Raw genomic sequence first — 15,394 nt, 5'->3', positions numbered from 1 at the left:
CGGTCACGCGCCGATCAAGGCCCTGTTGACGATCCTCTGGCTTGCCACAGCGTCCTGACCGGCCAGCGCGTCGGCAAGGCCGTTGTCGCCAGCCAGATTCTCGGAAATCTTCAGCAGGCGCCGCACGGTCGCGATGTTAGCCTCGCACTCGGCGACCGGATCGAGCCCGCTGGTATCGGGAAAGGTGTCGAAGTAAAGCGCGCCGTCGAAGCCGTCGCGGCGGATCTGGTGGAGCAGTTCGAGGGTCGAGCGCATATGCACCGCGCCGACCATCAGCCCGTCATCGCGCTTGGCGTAGCCGTCATTGAGATGAACGCCCAGCAGCCGGCTGCGGCGATGGACCAGATGCGCGACAAGGGCCGGCTGCTCGCCCGCGTAGAGCGCATGCGCGAAATCAATGGTGACGCCGAGATTGGGCGATCCCGCCTCGGCGATGGCAAGCAGCGTCGTCGCCGCGTCCCGCAACAGCGACTGCGCGCGCGGCTCGTCGGGCTTGTACTCGATGCTGATGCGGCAGCCCGGATCATGCCCGGCCACTTCGCGTATGCCGGCGACCTCCCAATCCCAGACCTGCGCGTAATCAAGCTGGAAGTTGTAGTCGAAGCCGTCCTGGCCGAGCCAGATCGTCATCAGATCGGTCCCCATGGCGCGCGCCGCGTCGATGCCGCGCTTGGTCAGATCGATCGCTTCGCGCCTCACGGCCTTGTCCGGATTGGTGAAGGCTCCCCGCTTGAACGCCGGGTTGGTGTAGTAGCGCATCGCAAGGCCGTTGATGGACAGGCCAAGGTCGCCGATCCGCCGGGCAATGGCCGCGGGCTCCCCCGACACGTGATCCGGGAAGTTCAGGTCGAGGTCGGTAAGCCCAGGCACCGTCGCGGCGCGCTCAGCCATCTGCATCATGCTCGGCTTGCCGGAAAGGTCCGGCCATTGCAGATGCGGCGCGGAAGCGAACGAGTTCAATCGGGTGGCGAAACGGGATAGCATGAGAAACCTTCGGCTTTCGGATTTTTCACACAAATACAGAAAGCTGTACAGTTATCAAGTAGACGACCTGAATGCTGGCGGCGGATCCGATCAAGCCCGGGGGATGACTATTGCGGTGCCGGTTGGCCCGGCGTCTGGTCGCGCTCCGCGCGCAGCCAGTCAAGGAAAAGCCGCACCTTCTTTTGCCGAAGGTGGTCGCGGGGGCAGACGATCCACTGCGTGACGATGCGCACGGAAGGAGGATTGGCGACAGGACAGACGAGCCGGCCGTCGCGCAGTTCACGCTCCATCATCATGCTGCTTTCGAGCGCGATCCCCATCCCGTCGAGGGCTGCGTCGATCGCCATGTGGCTGCGGTCGAACAGGATGCGGCGCCATCTGTGTGCCGGCTGCAAGCCGGCGAGCTTGAACCAGGCGGGCCATTGGGCCTGCGACTTGACCGAGTGGATCAGCCGGAACCGCGTCAGCTCCTCGGCGCTAAGCGAGCCCGCTGCCGCCAAGGCCGGCGCGCAGGCTGGAATGAACGTCTCTTCGGCCATGCCCTCGACGAAAAGGCCGGGCCAGCGGCCGTCGCCATGGCGTATTTCCAGATCGACGAGCTCGCGATTGAAATCGGTCGGCTCGTTGGTTCCATCGAGGCGGATTTCCAATTCCGGGTTCTGGTCGAGAAAAGAGGCAAGGCGCGGCAGCAGCCATTTGTTGGACAATGTCGGCGTCGCCCGGACGGTCAGCATAGTCACCGACCGGTAGCCGCGGATCGTGCTGGTGGCCTCGGATATGCGCTCGATCTGGTCGGTGATGGTCGCGAAATAGCGTTCGCCCGCTTCCGTCAGCACCACCCGGCGGCCCATCTTGGTCAGCAGGCTCACACCGAGCTGGACCTCGAGCGCCTGGATCTGCTGGGTGACCGCCGACGGTGTCACGCCGAACTCCTCGGCGGCGCGCGAAATGCTGCCCGCGCGCGCCGCGGCATGGAAAACCCAAATCGCCTTGACCGGTATCTGCATGCCTTGTCCACCCGTTCTGGCCGGCCTCCGCCATATCATTTTTCTTTTAGCCTGGCTAACAAATCGGATAGGGCTTCTAATTTGCATCTAACAGATTGAATGATCTAGTTTTCAACTTGCTGCAACACGGTGAAGTCGTGAACAGTCAGGGCGCGGGAGGGCGTGAGGATTTGGCCCGGCGCCCGGTCTACAGGGAAGAGGAAGTTCCGGAGCTGATCCGGCACCCAATGGGAGGAATTTCGATGAAGTTACGGACAAGCGGCCTGCTTGCCGCCTCGACGGCGCTCGCTCTTTTCAGCGCGATCCCCGCTTTCGCGCAGGACAGTTGCCCGGCCTATCCGACCGCCAAGACCGACAAGATCGAGTCGACGGCCGTCGAGGCGGAATTCGGCGCGGTGCCGGCGCCCAAGAAGGAACTGCATTTCGCCTATGTCACCAAGACGTTGATCAACGAGTTCTGGCAGGACGTCGCGGCCGGCGCGAAGGCCGAGGCGGCGACGTACAAGATCAGCGTCGACGTCCAGGCCGCCAAGGACGAAAGCTCGATGATCGAGCAGCTCAACCTTGCGCAGACGGTGCTGTCGCAGAAGCCGGACGCGCTGCTGCTTTCGCCGCAATCCGATTCCAATCTGGCGCCGGTAATCGAAGCGGCCCGCGCCGCCAACATCCCCACCATCATCATCGACGACGCCCGCACCGAAGGCGCCAGCACCTATATCGGCACCGATCAGGTCTCGATCGGCGCCAAGGCAGCCGCCTTCCTTCACCAGACCTATCCGGACGGCGGCAAGGTCGCCCAGATCGAGGGCGCTGCCGGTTCGCCCAATGCGCGCCTGCGCATCCAGGGTTTCAAGGAAGAGCTGAAGAAATATTCCAACCTTGAGCTCGTCGCGAGCCAGCCCGGCAACTGGGACCGGCTGACCGCGTTGAACGCCACCTCCAACATCCTTCGCCAGACGCCTGACCTCGCCGGGATCTATGCCAACAATGACGGCATGGCGCTCGGTGTCGTCGAAGCCGTCACCACCGGCAGCAGCCTGGAAAAGGTCGCCGTGGTTGGAACGGACGGCATCCGGGAAGCGAAGAAGTCGGTCGGCGCCGGCGAGATGCGCGCGACGGTGGCGGAATTCCCGTTCGAGGAAGGCCAGCTCGGCGTGCAGATGGCGCTGCGGCTTCTCGGCTGCCAGGCCATTCCGCAGTGGATCCTGTCGCCCCAGGCCGTTATCACCAAGGAGAACGTCAAGGATTTTCCCGATCCTAAGACAAACTGAGGCACCGCAGGTGCTTAGTGTAGTCCCCCAAGCGGAGGACGGCGAAAGCCGTCCTCCCGCACTTCGGATGACCGGCATCGCCAAGCGCTTCGCCGGCGTCCAGGCGCTGAAAGGCGTCAATCTCGATTTGCGCGGCGGCGAGGTTCACGCCCTTCTGGGCGAGAACGGCGCCGGCAAGTCCACGCTGATGAAGGTGATGTTCGGCATCGTTCAGCCGGATGAGGGCCGCATCGCGCTCGATCCGCTCGGCGCCGTGCGCATCGATGGGCCGCGCGACGCATTGGCCATGGGCATCGGCCTCGTCAGCCAGGAGCTCAGCCTGGTGCCACAGCTCGACGTCGCCCAGAACATCTTCCTCGGCCGGACACGCGGGTTAAAGCTCGTTCCACGCGCCGGCTTCCGCCGCCAGGCGCGCGCCATCCTCGACGACCTCGCGCCGCATCTCCATACCGACACGCCGGTATCGGCACTCGGCATGGCCGACCGGCAACTGGTCGAGATCAGCCGGACGCTTGCGCGCGGCGGCCGCATCATTGCCTTCGACGAGCCGACGTCAAGCCTGACGCCGGCCGAGCAGGAAAGCCTGTTCGCCGTCATCCGGCGCCTCAAGGCGGCAGGCAAGGCGATCGTCTACATCTCGCACCGGATGAACGAAATCCGCGCCATAGCCGACCACGTGACGATCCTGCGCGACGGCGAAGTCGTCGCCTTCGGTCCGATCGGCGACTATTCCGAGGCCCGGCTCAACGAATTGATCGCGGGCCGCGAATTGTCGCGCGAGATGAGTGCGGAAAAGCCGGCGCCGGTCGCAAGTGCACCGCTGATCGAGCTGCGCGGCATCTCCACGGCCCGCATCGGCGACGTTACCCTGTCGATCGGCGCCGGCGAGATCGTCGGCCTGTCGGGGCTTGTCGGTTCCGGGCGCTCCGCCATCCTGCGCGCCTGTTTCGGCATCGATCCGCTCTCGGCCGGCGAGATCAGCATTGCCGGCAGGCGCGTGACGCTCGGCACGCCAGCGGACGCCATGCGGGCCGGCATCGCCCTGATCCCCGAGGACCGCAGGGGCCATGCGATCGTCCCGATGATGGATGTCGAACGCAATTTCGGCCTCGGCAATCATGGCCGCTTTGCCTCGCTTGGCGTGATCAAGGGCGCGGAAAGGCAGCGGGCCGCCAGGCGCTATGTCGATGAGCTGCACATCCGCCCGGCTTCGATCGGCACCGAGATGCGCAACCTATCTGGCGGCAACCAGCAGAAGGTGGTGATCGCCCGCTGGCTGGCGACGGGCGCGCGCGTGTTCCTGTTCGACGAGCCGACGCGCGGAATCGATGTCGGCGCCAAGGCGGAGATCTATGCGTTGCTGCGCCGCCTCGCCGCCGATGGAGCGGCGCTGCTGGTGGTGTCGTCGGAATTGCCGGAACTGCTGCTGATCTGCCACCGCATCGGGATCGTCAGCGGCGGGCGCCTGCGCAACATTGTCGACAACACCGGCGGCCTGACCGAGGAGCGGCTGATCGCGCTTGGCGCCAGAGAGGATAATTCGTGACCGAACTCAGTTCCCCGCCGCGGACGGAAGCGGCCGTCAGAAAGAGCCCCGCGCTGGCGCGGCGCGGCGATGTGCTGCGCAAGGCAAGCGTGGCGATCGGCTGCGTGGCGCTCTTCCTGGTTTTCTCGGTGCTCAACAGCACCTTCTACCAGCCGTCGAACCTCATCGACATCATGCTGCAGTCGTCGATCAATGCAGTGATCGCAGTCGGCATGACGCTGGTCATCATGACCAAGGGCATCGACCTGTCGGTGGGCTCGATCGTCGGCCTGTCCAGCATGGTGGCCGCCGACATGCTCTCGCATGGGCTGCTCGCCGGCATCGGCGCGGGATTGCTGGTCGGCCTGGTCTGCGGCTTCCTCAACGGCGTGCTGATCGCCAGGCTGAAGCTGCCCGACTTCATCGTTACGCTTGGCACGCTCAGCATCTTCCGGGGCGCCGCCTTGATCTACACCGACGGCCAGCCGATCTACGGGCTGGCCAAGGAATTCCGCGCCATCTTCGCCGGCCGCGTCCTTGATATCCCCACGCCCGTGCTGCTGGCGCTGACGGTGGCAGCCCTCGCCTATCTCTTGGTCCGCTACACGGCGCTCGGCGAGCAGATCATCGCCATTGGCGGCAATGAGGAGGCAGCAAGGCTCTCGGGCATCAACATCGAGCGGGTGAAGGTCACGGTCTACACGATATCCGGGGTGCTTTCGAGCCTTGCCGGCTTCGTGCTGATCGCGCGCATTGGTGCTGCCGAACCGATCGGTGGCAGCGGCTTCGAGCTGCAGGCGATCGGCTCGGCCGTCATCGGCGGGGCGAGCTTGTTCGGCGGCGTCGGCAATCCGCTGGGTTCGCTCATCGGCGCGCTGACCCTGGGCGCCCTGCAGAACGGACTGACCCTGATGAACGTGCCTTCCTTCTGGCAATATGTCGCCTCAGGCACTGTGGTCATTCTGGCGGTCTTTGCCGACCAGTGGACAAGAAAGCGCGGATGACGCCCGCCGACGAAAGCTGGGCGATCGTCGATACGCATCAGCATTTCCAGAGCCTCTCGGACGCCGCCTATCCGTGGCTCGATCCCGACCGGCCCGAGCCATTGGAGGGCGATCTCTCGCCCATCCGCCGCGACTACCTGCCAGCCGATTACCGTCGCGACATGGCGGGGCTTGGCATCGTCAAGACGGTGCATGTCCAGAACGGCCGCAATCCGCATGATCAGCTCGACGAGACACGCTGGCTAAGCGCGTTGGCCAGGCAGGAAGGCATGCCGGACGCGATCGTCGCCTATGCCGATCTGGCCGCGCCGGATGCTGAGCGGCTTCTGGAGGCCCATGCCGGTTTTCCACGCCTACGCGGAATTCGGCAAATCTTGAACTGGCACGACGAGCCACGCCTGCGCAGCGCGCCCGGCCCCGATCTCATGGAGAGCCCGCAATGGCGGCGTGGCTTTGCCCGCCTCGCACCGCTCGGGCTGAGCTTCGACCTTCAGCTCTACTGGCCGCAAATGGACAGCGCACTGGCGCTGGCGAAGGCCTTCCCGAACACCGCGATCGTGCTCGAACATTTCGGCATGGTCGCTGATCGCAGCGAAGAAGGCCTTACGGCATGGCGAGCGGCGATCAGCCGCCTCGCGCAGGCACCGAATGTCAGCGTGAAGCTATGCGGCTTCGGCCTCGGCGCACCGGCCTGGACGATCGAGGACACATTCCCACTGCTGCACCATGTCCTGGACACCTTCGGCACCGGGCGTACGATGGTAGGGACCAACATGCCAGTGGATCTCCTGTTTGCACCGCCAGCAAAGATCGTTTCCACCATTTGCGGCGTGGTAAAGGGTATGTCCGAATCCGAGCGCGTCGCTGTACTTTGCTCCAATGCAGAAAGATTCTATCGGATCTAATGCTGCTGTATGCGATTAATCTGAATGTCCGCTTCCAGGATACGGAGAAAGTGACATCAACGACCGAGATGGCGCAATACTGCCATGCAGCCTGACCACTCTGTGACGAATGCGTCGTTTTGATAGACCACCGCGCGAGGACGCTAGGTTCGCCCTTGCTCAGCGCTCGTAATCGCTATCGTTCGAGCGCTGCGTCTTGCGGTCCTGCTCTTCCGCCTGATGAGCCTTCTGCTTGTTGGCGTCCTTCTGCTTGGCTCGCATCTCCTGCTCGGCGCCGGTGCGCGGCTGCTCCGGCTGGCGGGGATCGTCCCGGGTTGGAAGGTCTCGCCCCCGCGCCTCGCGCTCGGGAATCGGCTCGCCACCGCCACCACCACGACGCTGCTGCTGCCGCTCGAATTGCAGCCGCGCGAGACGGTCGTGCATCTTGTCGTTGACCTCTTCACGATACTGTTCGAACTGTCCTTGCTGCGCCGGCGGCAGGGTCTCGCTTATGTTGTCCAGAGCCTGATTGACACGGGTCATCTGACGCCGCATTTCCAAGGGGGTTTGCGCCATGTTCAAATCTCCTATCAGTGCATTCAATTCTCTCATACCGGGATGGGACAGGAAAGACTTCTGGCCAGATTGATCCGTTCCGCGACCTGCGGAAGGACTTGGCGGCCCCTCCCCCGTTCGATCGCGACGGAACCGCAGAAAATTGTTGCCGATCGATTCCGCCGCCGTGAGAGCCTGACCAACTACGCCCGCGGTCCGCATCGTTGCCACAGTCTTTTGCCATGCGGCAGCGATTGCATCGCCGTTCACGACAAGGGATTGCCCATCCAAACGGCGTTGCCGCTTGGCCTCCACTCGCTCGATCGTCCTGGCGCTGACCTGGTAGCGCGGATCGCTCTGGGCGCGGCTATAGGCTCCGGCATGCTCCTTGGTGAATGGCCGCGTCATCGCATGATCCATGCGCCGCGTCGCCACCATCGCAATGCCGTTCTCCCGTGCTTTTTCCGCAAAAGTCTCGCGCCAGGCGACAAGATCTGGCTTGTAGAATTTCAGGCGCTCGCCGTCGGCAGAGCGCGCCTGCACCATCGCATGGATATGGACGTGCTTGGTGTCCTTGTGATGCGCCAGGACGAACTTGTATCCTGGCGCTCGCTCCTCCATCACGGCGCGCGCCGCGGCCATGACGGCGTTGGCATCGGTGCCGGCCCTTGCCGAAAAAAGCAGGTGATAGGCATTGCGGCGCTCACGTCCCGAAAACTGTGGGCGCCATTGTTCATAGACCGAGGCCGCCGCCTTGGTGGAATTCTTCGCCCCGGATACAGGCTCGTTATTTGCGTGGCGAGCCTGGCTGTGGGTGCGGATGAACTTCTGCAGGAAATATTTCGCTTTGGGTTCACGGCTCACGGCCGCCGTTACCTCTGCCTTGGCTTCCACCCCCGCCGAGCCCATGGCTTCGGACAACCGCGCCTCGATCTTGTCGACCGCCTTGCTGCGCGAATTCTCCCGCCCACCGGCAAGCACCTTGGCGAGCGGCCCGGCCCGCTCATCGGTGTGCGCGTATACCTCCACCGCCTGACCATCCTGTGCATAGATGAACGGTTTTGCGCCGAAGGCCTTGTTCAAGGCCTCGCTCAAGGCGGCATCGGTGACCTCGCCGGCGAGCTCGAAACGAACCTCCAGAAAATTGGTATTTTCCAAAGGTGGTTCGAACGTCTCGCAAAACGTTTCCAGGAACGCCTTTCGTGCGCCGCCTGTCGCAAGGACCTGCCCATCCTCGTCGAAGATATCGATGTCGTGTTTCTCGCCTTTTTCGTCCTCGCGCTTCCCGATGTAATTGAGCAGCCGCGCGGCGGCCTCCCTGGTCGACGGAGGATTGGGCATGACCTTGAACACCGCAGGCTGCGCACCCGCCGCAAAGCCTGCCCGTGCTGCCACGGCCCGTGCCTGATAGACGACCCGCGCCGCTCGTCCAGTACCGCTCGGGCGACCCGCGCCGCGGCCGCCGCCGCCGCGCCGCTTCCAGTCTTCCTCCTCCTCTTCCGGCCGGAAACCGGCGAGCGTGGCGCCATAGACGATGATCGACGCGCTAGCGGCCTTGGGCGAGCTCGCAGCTATGAACTTCGGAGTCCCGCTGGAGACGGAGCTCCCCATCACTCCTGTCCCTGCCGGCGACGAACGAGGGGCGTTCCTGCCGCCAGCTATTGTCGACCCGGCTTGTCCTTGGCCCAGCCGTCCGCCGCCAAGGGTCCGCTGAGAGCTCTTCATTGCCTGGAATTCGCCGGCCTCGCGTCGGGCCCCCGCCAGGGACTTGTCGTCGTCCATCTCCTCACGCTTCACGCCGGCAGCGCCCCGCAGATAGCGTTCGATCTCGGCCGCGTAGCCAGCAAGACGACCGCTCATGGCTTGGCCTTCCTCGCCTTGCGGGACCCGACGGTCATCGCCTTCAGTTCCTCGCGAAACTGCCGCACGAGGTCGCCCACGGCGATCAGCGCCTGCTCAAGATCCTCATCCTGGGCAACTCGGCCGTCGTTCATGGCGCGCACGGCCTGATTGAAATTTATGCCAACGCGCCGCAGCTGATCGGTCATGTCCACGATCGCCGGTCGCAACGCCTCTGATGCAACAGGCAGGTGCCCCGCCTCTGCCCGCACCAGACGCCGGACGACCTCGCTGACGGTTACGCCGTCCCGCTCCGCAATGGCTTTGAGGCCGACCAGCTCGTCAGCCGAAAACCGGATGTGCGTCACCTCGCCATAGCGTCCTGACGCGCTCTTTACCGCTGGTTTCTGGGCGTCTGCATCCATCTCTCAAGCCCGCTTGCGGGCGCTAAGGCCCGCCAGGGCCGCGCCGCCTATTTTGTGTGTATCACAAAATAGGCTATCCTGCCAAGAGGAAGGAGTCAAAATTGCGGCCGCGCGGTTTTCTCCGGCCATTTGTGAGCGGCAGCAGCGCAGGCGAAGTTCCCATCGTGATTTGATGCGATGTGTCTATGATGCGTTGGCGACTTGTATCCATGTTAACATGGATACATCGGGCGGCCCTTTGCGCAGCCGGAACACGCTTAGTCGGAAACGCGCAGTCGATGGTCCGCCGGACCTTGTTTTCTGACGAAAGCAGCTGCGCAAAACTGCATCTTCAGCGAGCCCTTATCTATGCGCGCCTGGGTTGCCAAAGCAGGCTTCCCCGTCGACTATGTCATGATTGTTTCGACCGTGATTTTGTTTCATGTGTCCATGCTGACTTGTCTCCATGTTAACATGGAGACAAGGAGACAATGCCGGAAGGAGGCCCCCATGATCATCTCCGCTGCGATCCCCAAGGGCGGCACTGGCAAATCGACGATGCTGCGTGCCCTCGCATCCGTCGCGCTGCATAGGGGCTATTCGGTCACTCTCATCGACGGCGACCGGCGGCAGAACATGAACCGCTGGTTCCAGATGCTGGGCGAAGCTGGCAATCGTCCTGACAGGCTCCAGATGGTGAGCGCGATGACCCCGCAGGAAATCCTTCGCGCCGCGGCCACCCACAACGGTGAACGCTCGGTCGTCTTGATCGATACGGAAGGCACCACAAACGACAACCTCATGGCTGGGCTCTTCGCCGCCGATATTGTCGTCGTGCCGGTCTATTTTGCCCTCGACGATGTGACCGCCGCCATCCAGATCACCGACCACTACATTCCGCTGGCGGTCGAGAGCCGGGGCAGACCGCTGCCCGCGATATTCGTGCTGACCAAGCAGACCATCATCGATGGCAGGGCACGAGCCCTGAGCGAACTGCGCGCCATCATCCAGGCCAACGGCACGCCGATTGCAGAACACGTCCTGCACAATCGCGTTGCCTACCGTGACCTCCAGACCGGGCAGACCCTTTACAGCCCCGATGTGCCCGACGCGAAGGCGATTGCCGAGAGTGAAGGGGTCTTTGAAGACCTTCTGCAAACCTTCATCGCAGCCACAAGGAACGCGGCATGAGCGAAGAAACCGCACCGAAACCCGGTGACGACAAGAAGGCCCGCATGATGAAGGCGATTTCCACGCAGCCGCCGGCGCTGCCCAGCATGTTCATCCCGCCGAAGGTCGAGACGTCAGGGATCAAGGCGCAGGCTGCGCCACAGATGCAGGAACCGACAAAGCCGCTCCCGGCAGTCGGGCCAGATTTTCGCAAGCTGCTGCGACAGGGTCAGAAAAAGGACCCCATCGCCGGAAAGAAGATGCGCGAGGAGGAGATGGTCCGCTGCGGCTACTACCTCACGGCTGCGGAGCAGCGGCAGTTCAAGTTGCTGGCGATCAGCAACGGGCACAGCATGACCGAGCTGCTGCGAAAGGCTGTGCAGGATTATATCCGCATTCATAAGCACAAACTGCCGAAGGAATAATCGGCGACGTGGAGTCGCTGTCGCACGCTGCGACGGGTGAATGTTCGCGGCTCTTTTGCGACGCGCAAAAAAAGGGCCCGCGACGGAACACTCCGTCGCGGGCCCTTGACGTGTTTCCCTACTTGGGTTGGTTAAGGTGTTTCAGCAGTTCCCCGACGATGCCGTCCCGGTTCGGACGCCCGCCGTCTGCCGCTTTGTCGTCGATCAGCTTTGCGGACAGTTCGGGCGACAGCGGCATGAAGTCGTAGCCGTGTGAGATGGCTGCCTGGCGAAGATCCTCAAGCCCTTCGAACGCGCGATCACGGGTGCCAAGCCAGAGCGCGGGCTCGTCGGTTTCTTCGTGCGGGAACGCCTGCAGGAAGTAGGTCCGAAGCGGTGGGTCGTAGCCGATTACAGCGTCTGGATCCGAGCGGCTCTGTCCGGTGACGGTGCCAGTGACAGTGATCGTGTAGCGGCTCATTGCAACCTCCTTTTGCCGGTGGGGAGCCGGCCCCTTCCGGGGCCGGCCACCGATGCCTCACTGGGGGTTGTTCCAGAGGATGACCTTCTTGTTTTCCTCGCCGCCCGGGGCGGGAGCGAGGTTGCCGAAGATGACGCCGATCTCGGGGGCTTCCAGCTTGACTGAGAGGTATTCCTCTCCAGAACGCTGGGAGATGCGGTGCCAGCCGGCTCCGATCTCGAAGCCCGTGCGCTTGTTGACGATCCGGTAGTCGGGCGCGTCCTCGCGCGACTTGTTGGTGTTCGGGATCAGGGTGATCGGGGCGTTGACCCGGAGCGTGGCGAAGACGCCTTCCATCGAGCCGTCGGACTTGGTGGTGAGGTTTGCGATCGTGGTGGCCATGGTAGTTCTCCTTCTGTTGCATCGGGACCATTCCCGATGGCGCCAAAGGAGAGGGCCGTCCTGCTGCGGTCATCTCGGCGAAAATTCTGGAAAATTCTATTTGCCGAAAAATTGCGGGCAGGCCCTTAGCCGGCCTGCGGACAAAAACAGAAATCGAATTTTCCTGAATATTCGCCGAGTGTACCCCCAACGGGGGTTGACCGCACAAAGCAGGCGGTCGTCTACAAAGGCGACATGAAACGGGAATGGTCCTGGATGCGGCAGATGGAAAGAACTCAAGGCCGCCATCGCTTGACCGCCTACGCAACGCTGCCGGACCGCAGGAACAGCCTTACCCGCCAGCCTCTCGGGTCATGTCGCCTGCGCCGTCGATACCTCAGCAGCACGGTGCGTGAACCGCCTTGCGCGTTCGGAATGGCGGCACAGCGGTTTCGAGATCGGAGCCGGCTGGCAGCGAACTTCACACCCCTGGCGATGCCTCGCGGCCAGGATGGATGACCGCGCAAGCCAGGTTCGGCACGCTTGCACCCGCTTCAGAGGCGAGAGGGGTCGAGATGAGGCTCTGCGAGTGGGCCGGGTTCGAAAGGGGCCGGCTGCGGACGTTCATACACTTGGAGGTGGGGACGCGGGGCCGGATCAAGCATATCGGATGGGACCCGCCGGCTATCGGCGGGACCGCGCGCATATCATCCTGGCAAGGCCAGACGCTCGTCCGGCATCATGCGGGCTTCGGCTTGCTGGCGAATGTCCAGACCGGCATGGCGGAGCATGGCGCACCAGTCTTCCACATTGTAGGTAGTCGCCATGTTGCCCCTGGCCAGATCGTAAATGACGCACGGCTTGTTGGCGATGGCGAGCCGAAGCACGTTGACGGCCGTGCCGGGTGATGCGCCGTCCCAGACCATCATGCCAAAGTCGGCGCGCCGCGCCATCTCCCGGTCTTTGGCGGCGTGGACCCAGTATTCTTCGGCGCCCTCGGGAGAAGGAACATGGTAGGCGGCCCAGTCGCCCAGATTGTTGCGGGGTTCCTTGCCGGCGTGGAAGACCCCGACATGTTCGTAGCCGTAGCCCGCGAGCAGGACCTGCGCCTCGGCATCGGCTCCGGGCGCGTCGCCAATCAAAACGCCGTGCTCGCCAGCAACGATTGCGCCGATGCGAGCGATGGCAGGTTCCGGCAGCTCGAATATCTCGCGTGATCCGCCTATGAATATCATCGACATCGTGACTTCCTTTCTCTCCGGGGTCCCCTGCCCCGCTCCAGCCGCCCTCTCCCTCTGGCCCTGCGCGAGGGATCGTCACCCGAAGGCCGAGACGGCGGAGCCGGCGCGGGGAGCGGCGGGACGCCGCGACTAGAGCCCGGCCGGCCGCAGGCCGGCGCGCCCAGGCCCTGTCCATTCCGTGGCGCAGCACGCCGCGAGCTAGCGGCCTTTGTCGACCAGCCAGAGGCTCACGTCCTGGATCGAGCGCATCAGGATAGACGGGTTGTCCCGCGACGGGACAAACCCCCAGCTCTGCCAGTAGCGCTCGGCCTCGGCGTCGATCGCCCGCACAACCACCGCGCGGCTGCCGACGATGTCGGCGCCGGCGACGCAGCGATGCAGCGCGTCCTTGACCAGGCCGCTGCCGATTCCTTGTCCGGCATAGCGGTGGTCGACGGCGAGTTGTCCGATCAGCAGGCAGGGGATCGGATCGGGCGGCCGTCCGGTCCGGATGGCGCGCGGTGCGCTGTTTGGCTGGATCACGCCCGGCGCAAGGCCGTAATAACCGACGACAATTCCCTCGTCGTGAACGATCAGGACGCGGGTAAACCCGCGGGCCTGGTTCGTTCGCGCGAAGCCGGCAAGCCAGGTGTTAAGCGCCGGCTTGCCGCAATCGAAGCTGTCGAGGCGGTGCGCGTCGTCGAGGAATTCGATGCCTGAAAGCGCCACCTAGCGGTCCCAGGGCGGGGACCGACGCAGCCGCTCGGCCGCCTTTGCTGGGGGCGCGGCGGCCGGCGCCGAGATCGCCTGCATGAAGGCGTCATAGGCTTGCGGGGACACGCGGATGACGGTTTCGTTGAGGATGGCCGCCTGCGCCTCGTGGAGTGCTGCGCGTCGCATGAACTCCGTGCGCGACAGGCCGAGCAGCTCCGCGCCGCGGTCGATGATGGTGAGATCATCATCGCGAAACCGCATCGAGACGGGTGTTTCCTTCCTCGGGGCTGTGGTGGCCATGGCGCGCTCCTGTGCTGCGGACTTATATACGTCTATGTAACGCTGAACGCAATACACGTTGCCTGGCGGAATGCTCCACCGCATCGATACGATCTTTGGAAGCGGAGGTGCCGTGCTTCGCGCGCGGCTTTGGTGCGCTTCGCGCGGGCCGAACCCGACCGCGCCCGGTCGGGTTCGATAGTGCGGTTGCGAGGAAAGCGGCGCTTCACGCGCCGCCCTCCGCGAACCGCCAGACGGGGATGCCGAGCCGACGGGCCTTGTCGGCAAGGTTCTCGGTGATCCCGGAGCCGGGAAAGACGATCAGGCCGTAGGGCACCACCGAGAGAAGCTGGTCGTTGCGGCGGAACGGAGCTGCCTTGGCGTGCCGGCTCCAATCCGGCTTGAAGGCGATCTGGGTGACCTTCCGGTTCTCAGCCCAGCAGGCGGCGATACGTTCGGCGCCGCGCGGGCTGCCGCCGTGGAGCAGGACCATGTCGGGATGCTTCTCGCGGGCCTTGTCGAGCGCGTCCCAGATCCGGTCGTGATCGTTGCAGTCGAGACCACCGGCGAAGGCAATCTTGGTGCCGGCCGGGACGAGCACCTCGGTTTCGGCGTGACGGCGGGCGGCGAGGAAGTCTCTGGAGTCGATCATGGCTGCGGTCATTGCCTGGTGGGAGACCTTGGAGCCGGTGCGCGGCCGCCATGCCGATCCTGTTTGTGCCTCGTAGAGGTCGGCGGCCTCGTCGCGCATGATTTCCAGCACGTTGCGGCGCTCGATATAGGTGATGCCCTCGGCAGTGAGCCGTTCCAACTCGACCGACTTCACCTCGGAACCGTCCTGCTCCTGCTGACTTGAACGCTGGGCCTCCTCATTGCGATCGAGGCTGCGGGCGACGCGCTCGGCGGCACGGTGGAAGACGTTTGCGAAGGACCAGAGCAGGTCATCGAGATCGGGTTCGAGCCTGGTGTCGCCGAGCATGCCGGCGAAGGTCTCGACGATTCCGGCGAGGCCGGCCCGGATCACCTCATCGTCGGGAAGTGGCCGAGGATCAGGTTCATCCTGATGCGGGCGGTGGCCGTACATCTGCAGTTCGAGGATGACGCGGTCGGTCGGCGAGGAGGCGTGGTAGGGCTCGTAGGTGTCGTCGAAAGGAAGCTCGTAGGTCATGGCGGGTCTCCGTCGGTTGTGGCCGCGCCCTTCGCGGCCTGACAGCGCATCCCGGCCGCGCGCCGGGCGCGGCCGCACCGAAGGCCGTAGCAAAGCGGAGGACGGCGCAGCCGTTGCGGCCACGA

16 protein-coding genes are annotated in these 15,394 nt (G+C 64.1%); 6 read left to right on the top strand and 10 right to left on the bottom strand.

Features of this window, described 5'->3' with window-relative positions:
• Window positions 1–3 precede the first annotated feature (3 nt).
• Window positions 4–984 (bottom strand): sugar phosphate isomerase/epimerase family protein, encoded by a 981-nt coding sequence (locus FJ954_RS17720; RefSeq protein ID WP_140662180.1) that lies wholly within the window; start codon window positions 982–984, stop codon window positions 4–6.
• A gap of 107 nt (window positions 985–1,091) precedes the next feature.
• Entirely contained in the window at window positions 1,092–1,991 is a 900-nt protein-coding gene (locus FJ954_RS17715; RefSeq protein WP_140662179.1) for a LysR substrate-binding domain-containing protein, read from the bottom strand.
• Window positions 1,992–2,233: 242 nt separating this feature from the next.
• Between FJ954_RS17715 and FJ954_RS17710 the strand changes: the two genes are divergently transcribed.
• From FJ954_RS17710 to FJ954_RS17695, 4 genes are all read left to right on the top strand, one after another.
• Entirely contained in the window at window positions 2,234–3,262 is a 1,029-nt protein-coding gene (locus FJ954_RS17710; protein WP_181177846.1) for a substrate-binding domain-containing protein, read from the top strand.
• A 67-nt stretch (window positions 3,263–3,329) separates the two neighbouring features.
• Window positions 3,330–4,808 (top strand): sugar ABC transporter ATP-binding protein, encoded by a 1,479-nt coding sequence (locus tag FJ954_RS17705; RefSeq protein ID WP_140662177.1) that lies wholly within the window; start codon window positions 3,330–3,332, stop codon window positions 4,806–4,808.
• Entirely contained in the window at window positions 4,805–5,791 is a 987-nt protein-coding gene (locus FJ954_RS17700; protein WP_140662176.1) for an ABC transporter permease, read from the top strand. The genes FJ954_RS17705 and FJ954_RS17700 overlap by 4 nt, the downstream gene beginning before the upstream one ends.
• Entirely contained in the window at window positions 5,788–6,696 is a 909-nt protein-coding gene (locus FJ954_RS17695) for an amidohydrolase family protein (protein ID WP_140662175.1), read from the top strand. Before FJ954_RS17700 ends, FJ954_RS17695 begins: the two co-directional genes overlap by 4 nt.
• A 159-nt stretch (window positions 6,697–6,855) precedes the next feature.
• Here FJ954_RS17695 and FJ954_RS17690 read toward each other — a convergent pair whose 3' ends face one another.
• Together FJ954_RS17690 and FJ954_RS17685 are read right to left on the bottom strand one after the other, a co-directional pair.
• Window positions 6,856–8,841, bottom strand: coding sequence for a relaxase/mobilization nuclease domain-containing protein (locus FJ954_RS17690; protein WP_181177845.1), 1,986 nt, complete (start codon window positions 8,839–8,841; stop codon window positions 6,856–6,858).
• Between the two features lie 245 nt (window positions 8,842–9,086).
• The gene (locus tag FJ954_RS17685) at window positions 9,087–9,494 is read right to left on the bottom strand and encodes a hypothetical protein (RefSeq protein WP_140662173.1); all 408 of its coding nucleotides are present in this window, start codon (window positions 9,492–9,494) and stop codon (window positions 9,087–9,089) included.
• Window positions 9,495–9,842: 348 nt separating this feature from the next.
• Between FJ954_RS17685 and FJ954_RS17680 the strand changes: the two genes are divergently transcribed.
• Window positions 9,843–10,664: a ParA family protein gene (locus tag FJ954_RS17680; protein ID WP_140662172.1), complete on the top strand. Its 822-nt coding sequence runs from the start codon at window positions 9,843–9,845 to the stop codon at window positions 10,662–10,664.
• Window positions 10,661–11,068 (top strand): hypothetical protein, encoded by a 408-nt coding sequence (locus tag FJ954_RS17675; RefSeq protein WP_140662171.1) that lies wholly within the window; start codon window positions 10,661–10,663, stop codon window positions 11,066–11,068. The genes FJ954_RS17680 and FJ954_RS17675 overlap by 4 nt, the downstream gene beginning before the upstream one ends.
• A gap of 118 nt (window positions 11,069–11,186) precedes the next feature.
• Here FJ954_RS17675 and FJ954_RS17670 read toward each other — a convergent pair whose 3' ends face one another.
• The 6 genes from FJ954_RS17670 to FJ954_RS17645 form a co-directional block, all read right to left on the bottom strand.
• A complete protein-coding gene (locus tag FJ954_RS17670) occupies window positions 11,187–11,528 on the bottom strand; it encodes a hypothetical protein (protein ID WP_140662170.1) in 342 nt (113 codons plus the stop codon).
• A gap of 57 nt (window positions 11,529–11,585) precedes the next feature.
• Entirely contained in the window at window positions 11,586–11,909 is a 324-nt protein-coding gene (locus FJ954_RS17665) for a DUF736 family protein (RefSeq protein ID WP_006339490.1), read from the bottom strand.
• Window positions 11,910–12,595: 686 nt separating this feature from the next.
• Window positions 12,596–13,129 carry a hypothetical protein gene (locus FJ954_RS17660; protein ID WP_140662169.1) on the bottom strand — a complete coding sequence of 178 codons (534 nt, stop codon included), beginning with the start codon at window positions 13,127–13,129 and terminating at the stop codon, window positions 12,596–12,598.
• A gap of 198 nt (window positions 13,130–13,327) precedes the next feature.
• The gene (locus FJ954_RS17655; protein WP_140662168.1) at window positions 13,328–13,837 is read right to left on the bottom strand and encodes a GNAT family N-acetyltransferase; all 510 of its coding nucleotides are present in this window, start codon (window positions 13,835–13,837) and stop codon (window positions 13,328–13,330) included.
• A complete protein-coding gene (locus tag FJ954_RS17650) occupies window positions 13,838–14,122 on the bottom strand; it encodes a DUF1778 domain-containing protein (RefSeq protein WP_140662167.1) in 285 nt (94 codons plus the stop codon).
• A gap of 205 nt (window positions 14,123–14,327) precedes the next feature.
• A complete protein-coding gene (locus tag FJ954_RS17645; RefSeq protein ID WP_140662166.1) occupies window positions 14,328–15,269 on the bottom strand; it encodes a DUF2493 domain-containing protein in 942 nt (313 codons plus the stop codon).
• Window positions 15,270–15,394: the final 125 nt, after the last annotated feature.

The organism is Mesorhizobium sp. B2-3-15 (assembly GCF_006442875.1).
GTDB lineage: Bacteria > Pseudomonadota > Alphaproteobacteria > Rhizobiales > Rhizobiaceae > Mesorhizobium > Mesorhizobium australicum.
Note: the sequence above shows the minus strand (reverse complement) of the source record. Positions and strands in the feature narration are given on the sequence as shown.

What these genes read in the sequence shown, in the direction of transcription:
- FJ954_RS17685 (WP_140662173.1), bottom strand. Translation starts at nt 9,494, where the DNA reads ATGGATGCAGACGCCCAGAAACCAGCGGTAAAGAGCGCGTCAGGACGC.
- FJ954_RS17660 (WP_140662169.1), bottom strand. Translation starts at nt 13,129, where the DNA reads ATGTCGATGATATTCATAGGCGGATCACGCGAGATATTCGAGCTGCCG.
- FJ954_RS17680 (WP_140662172.1), top strand. Translation starts at nt 9,843, where the DNA reads ATGCGCGCCTGGGTTGCCAAAGCAGGCTTCCCCGTCGACTATGTCATG.
- FJ954_RS17710 (WP_181177846.1), top strand. Translation starts at nt 2,234, where the DNA reads ATGAAGTTACGGACAAGCGGCCTGCTTGCCGCCTCGACGGCGCTCGCT.
- FJ954_RS17645 (WP_140662166.1), bottom strand. Translation starts at nt 15,269, where the DNA reads ATGACCTACGAGCTTCCTTTCGACGACACCTACGAGCCCTACCACGCC.
- FJ954_RS17690 (WP_181177845.1), bottom strand. Translation starts at nt 8,841, where the DNA reads ATGGGGAGCTCCGTCTCCAGCGGGACTCCGAAGTTCATAGCTGCGAGC.
- FJ954_RS17695 (WP_140662175.1), top strand. Translation starts at nt 5,788, where the DNA reads ATGACGCCCGCCGACGAAAGCTGGGCGATCGTCGATACGCATCAGCAT.
- FJ954_RS17675 (WP_140662171.1), top strand. Translation starts at nt 10,661, where the DNA reads ATGAGCGAAGAAACCGCACCGAAACCCGGTGACGACAAGAAGGCCCGC.
- FJ954_RS17670 (WP_140662170.1), bottom strand. Translation starts at nt 11,528, where the DNA reads ATGAGCCGCTACACGATCACTGTCACTGGCACCGTCACCGGACAGAGC.
- FJ954_RS17720 (WP_140662180.1), bottom strand. Translation starts at nt 984, where the DNA reads ATGCTATCCCGTTTCGCCACCCGATTGAACTCGTTCGCTTCCGCGCCG.
- FJ954_RS17650 (WP_140662167.1), bottom strand. Translation starts at nt 14,122, where the DNA reads ATGGCCACCACAGCCCCGAGGAAGGAAACACCCGTCTCGATGCGGTTT.
- FJ954_RS17705 (WP_140662177.1), top strand. Translation starts at nt 3,330, where the DNA reads ATGACCGGCATCGCCAAGCGCTTCGCCGGCGTCCAGGCGCTGAAAGGC.
- FJ954_RS17715 (WP_140662179.1), bottom strand. Translation starts at nt 1,991, where the DNA reads ATGCAGATACCGGTCAAGGCGATTTGGGTTTTCCATGCCGCGGCGCGC.
- FJ954_RS17665 (WP_006339490.1), bottom strand. Translation starts at nt 11,909, where the DNA reads ATGGCCACCACGATCGCAAACCTCACCACCAAGTCCGACGGCTCGATG.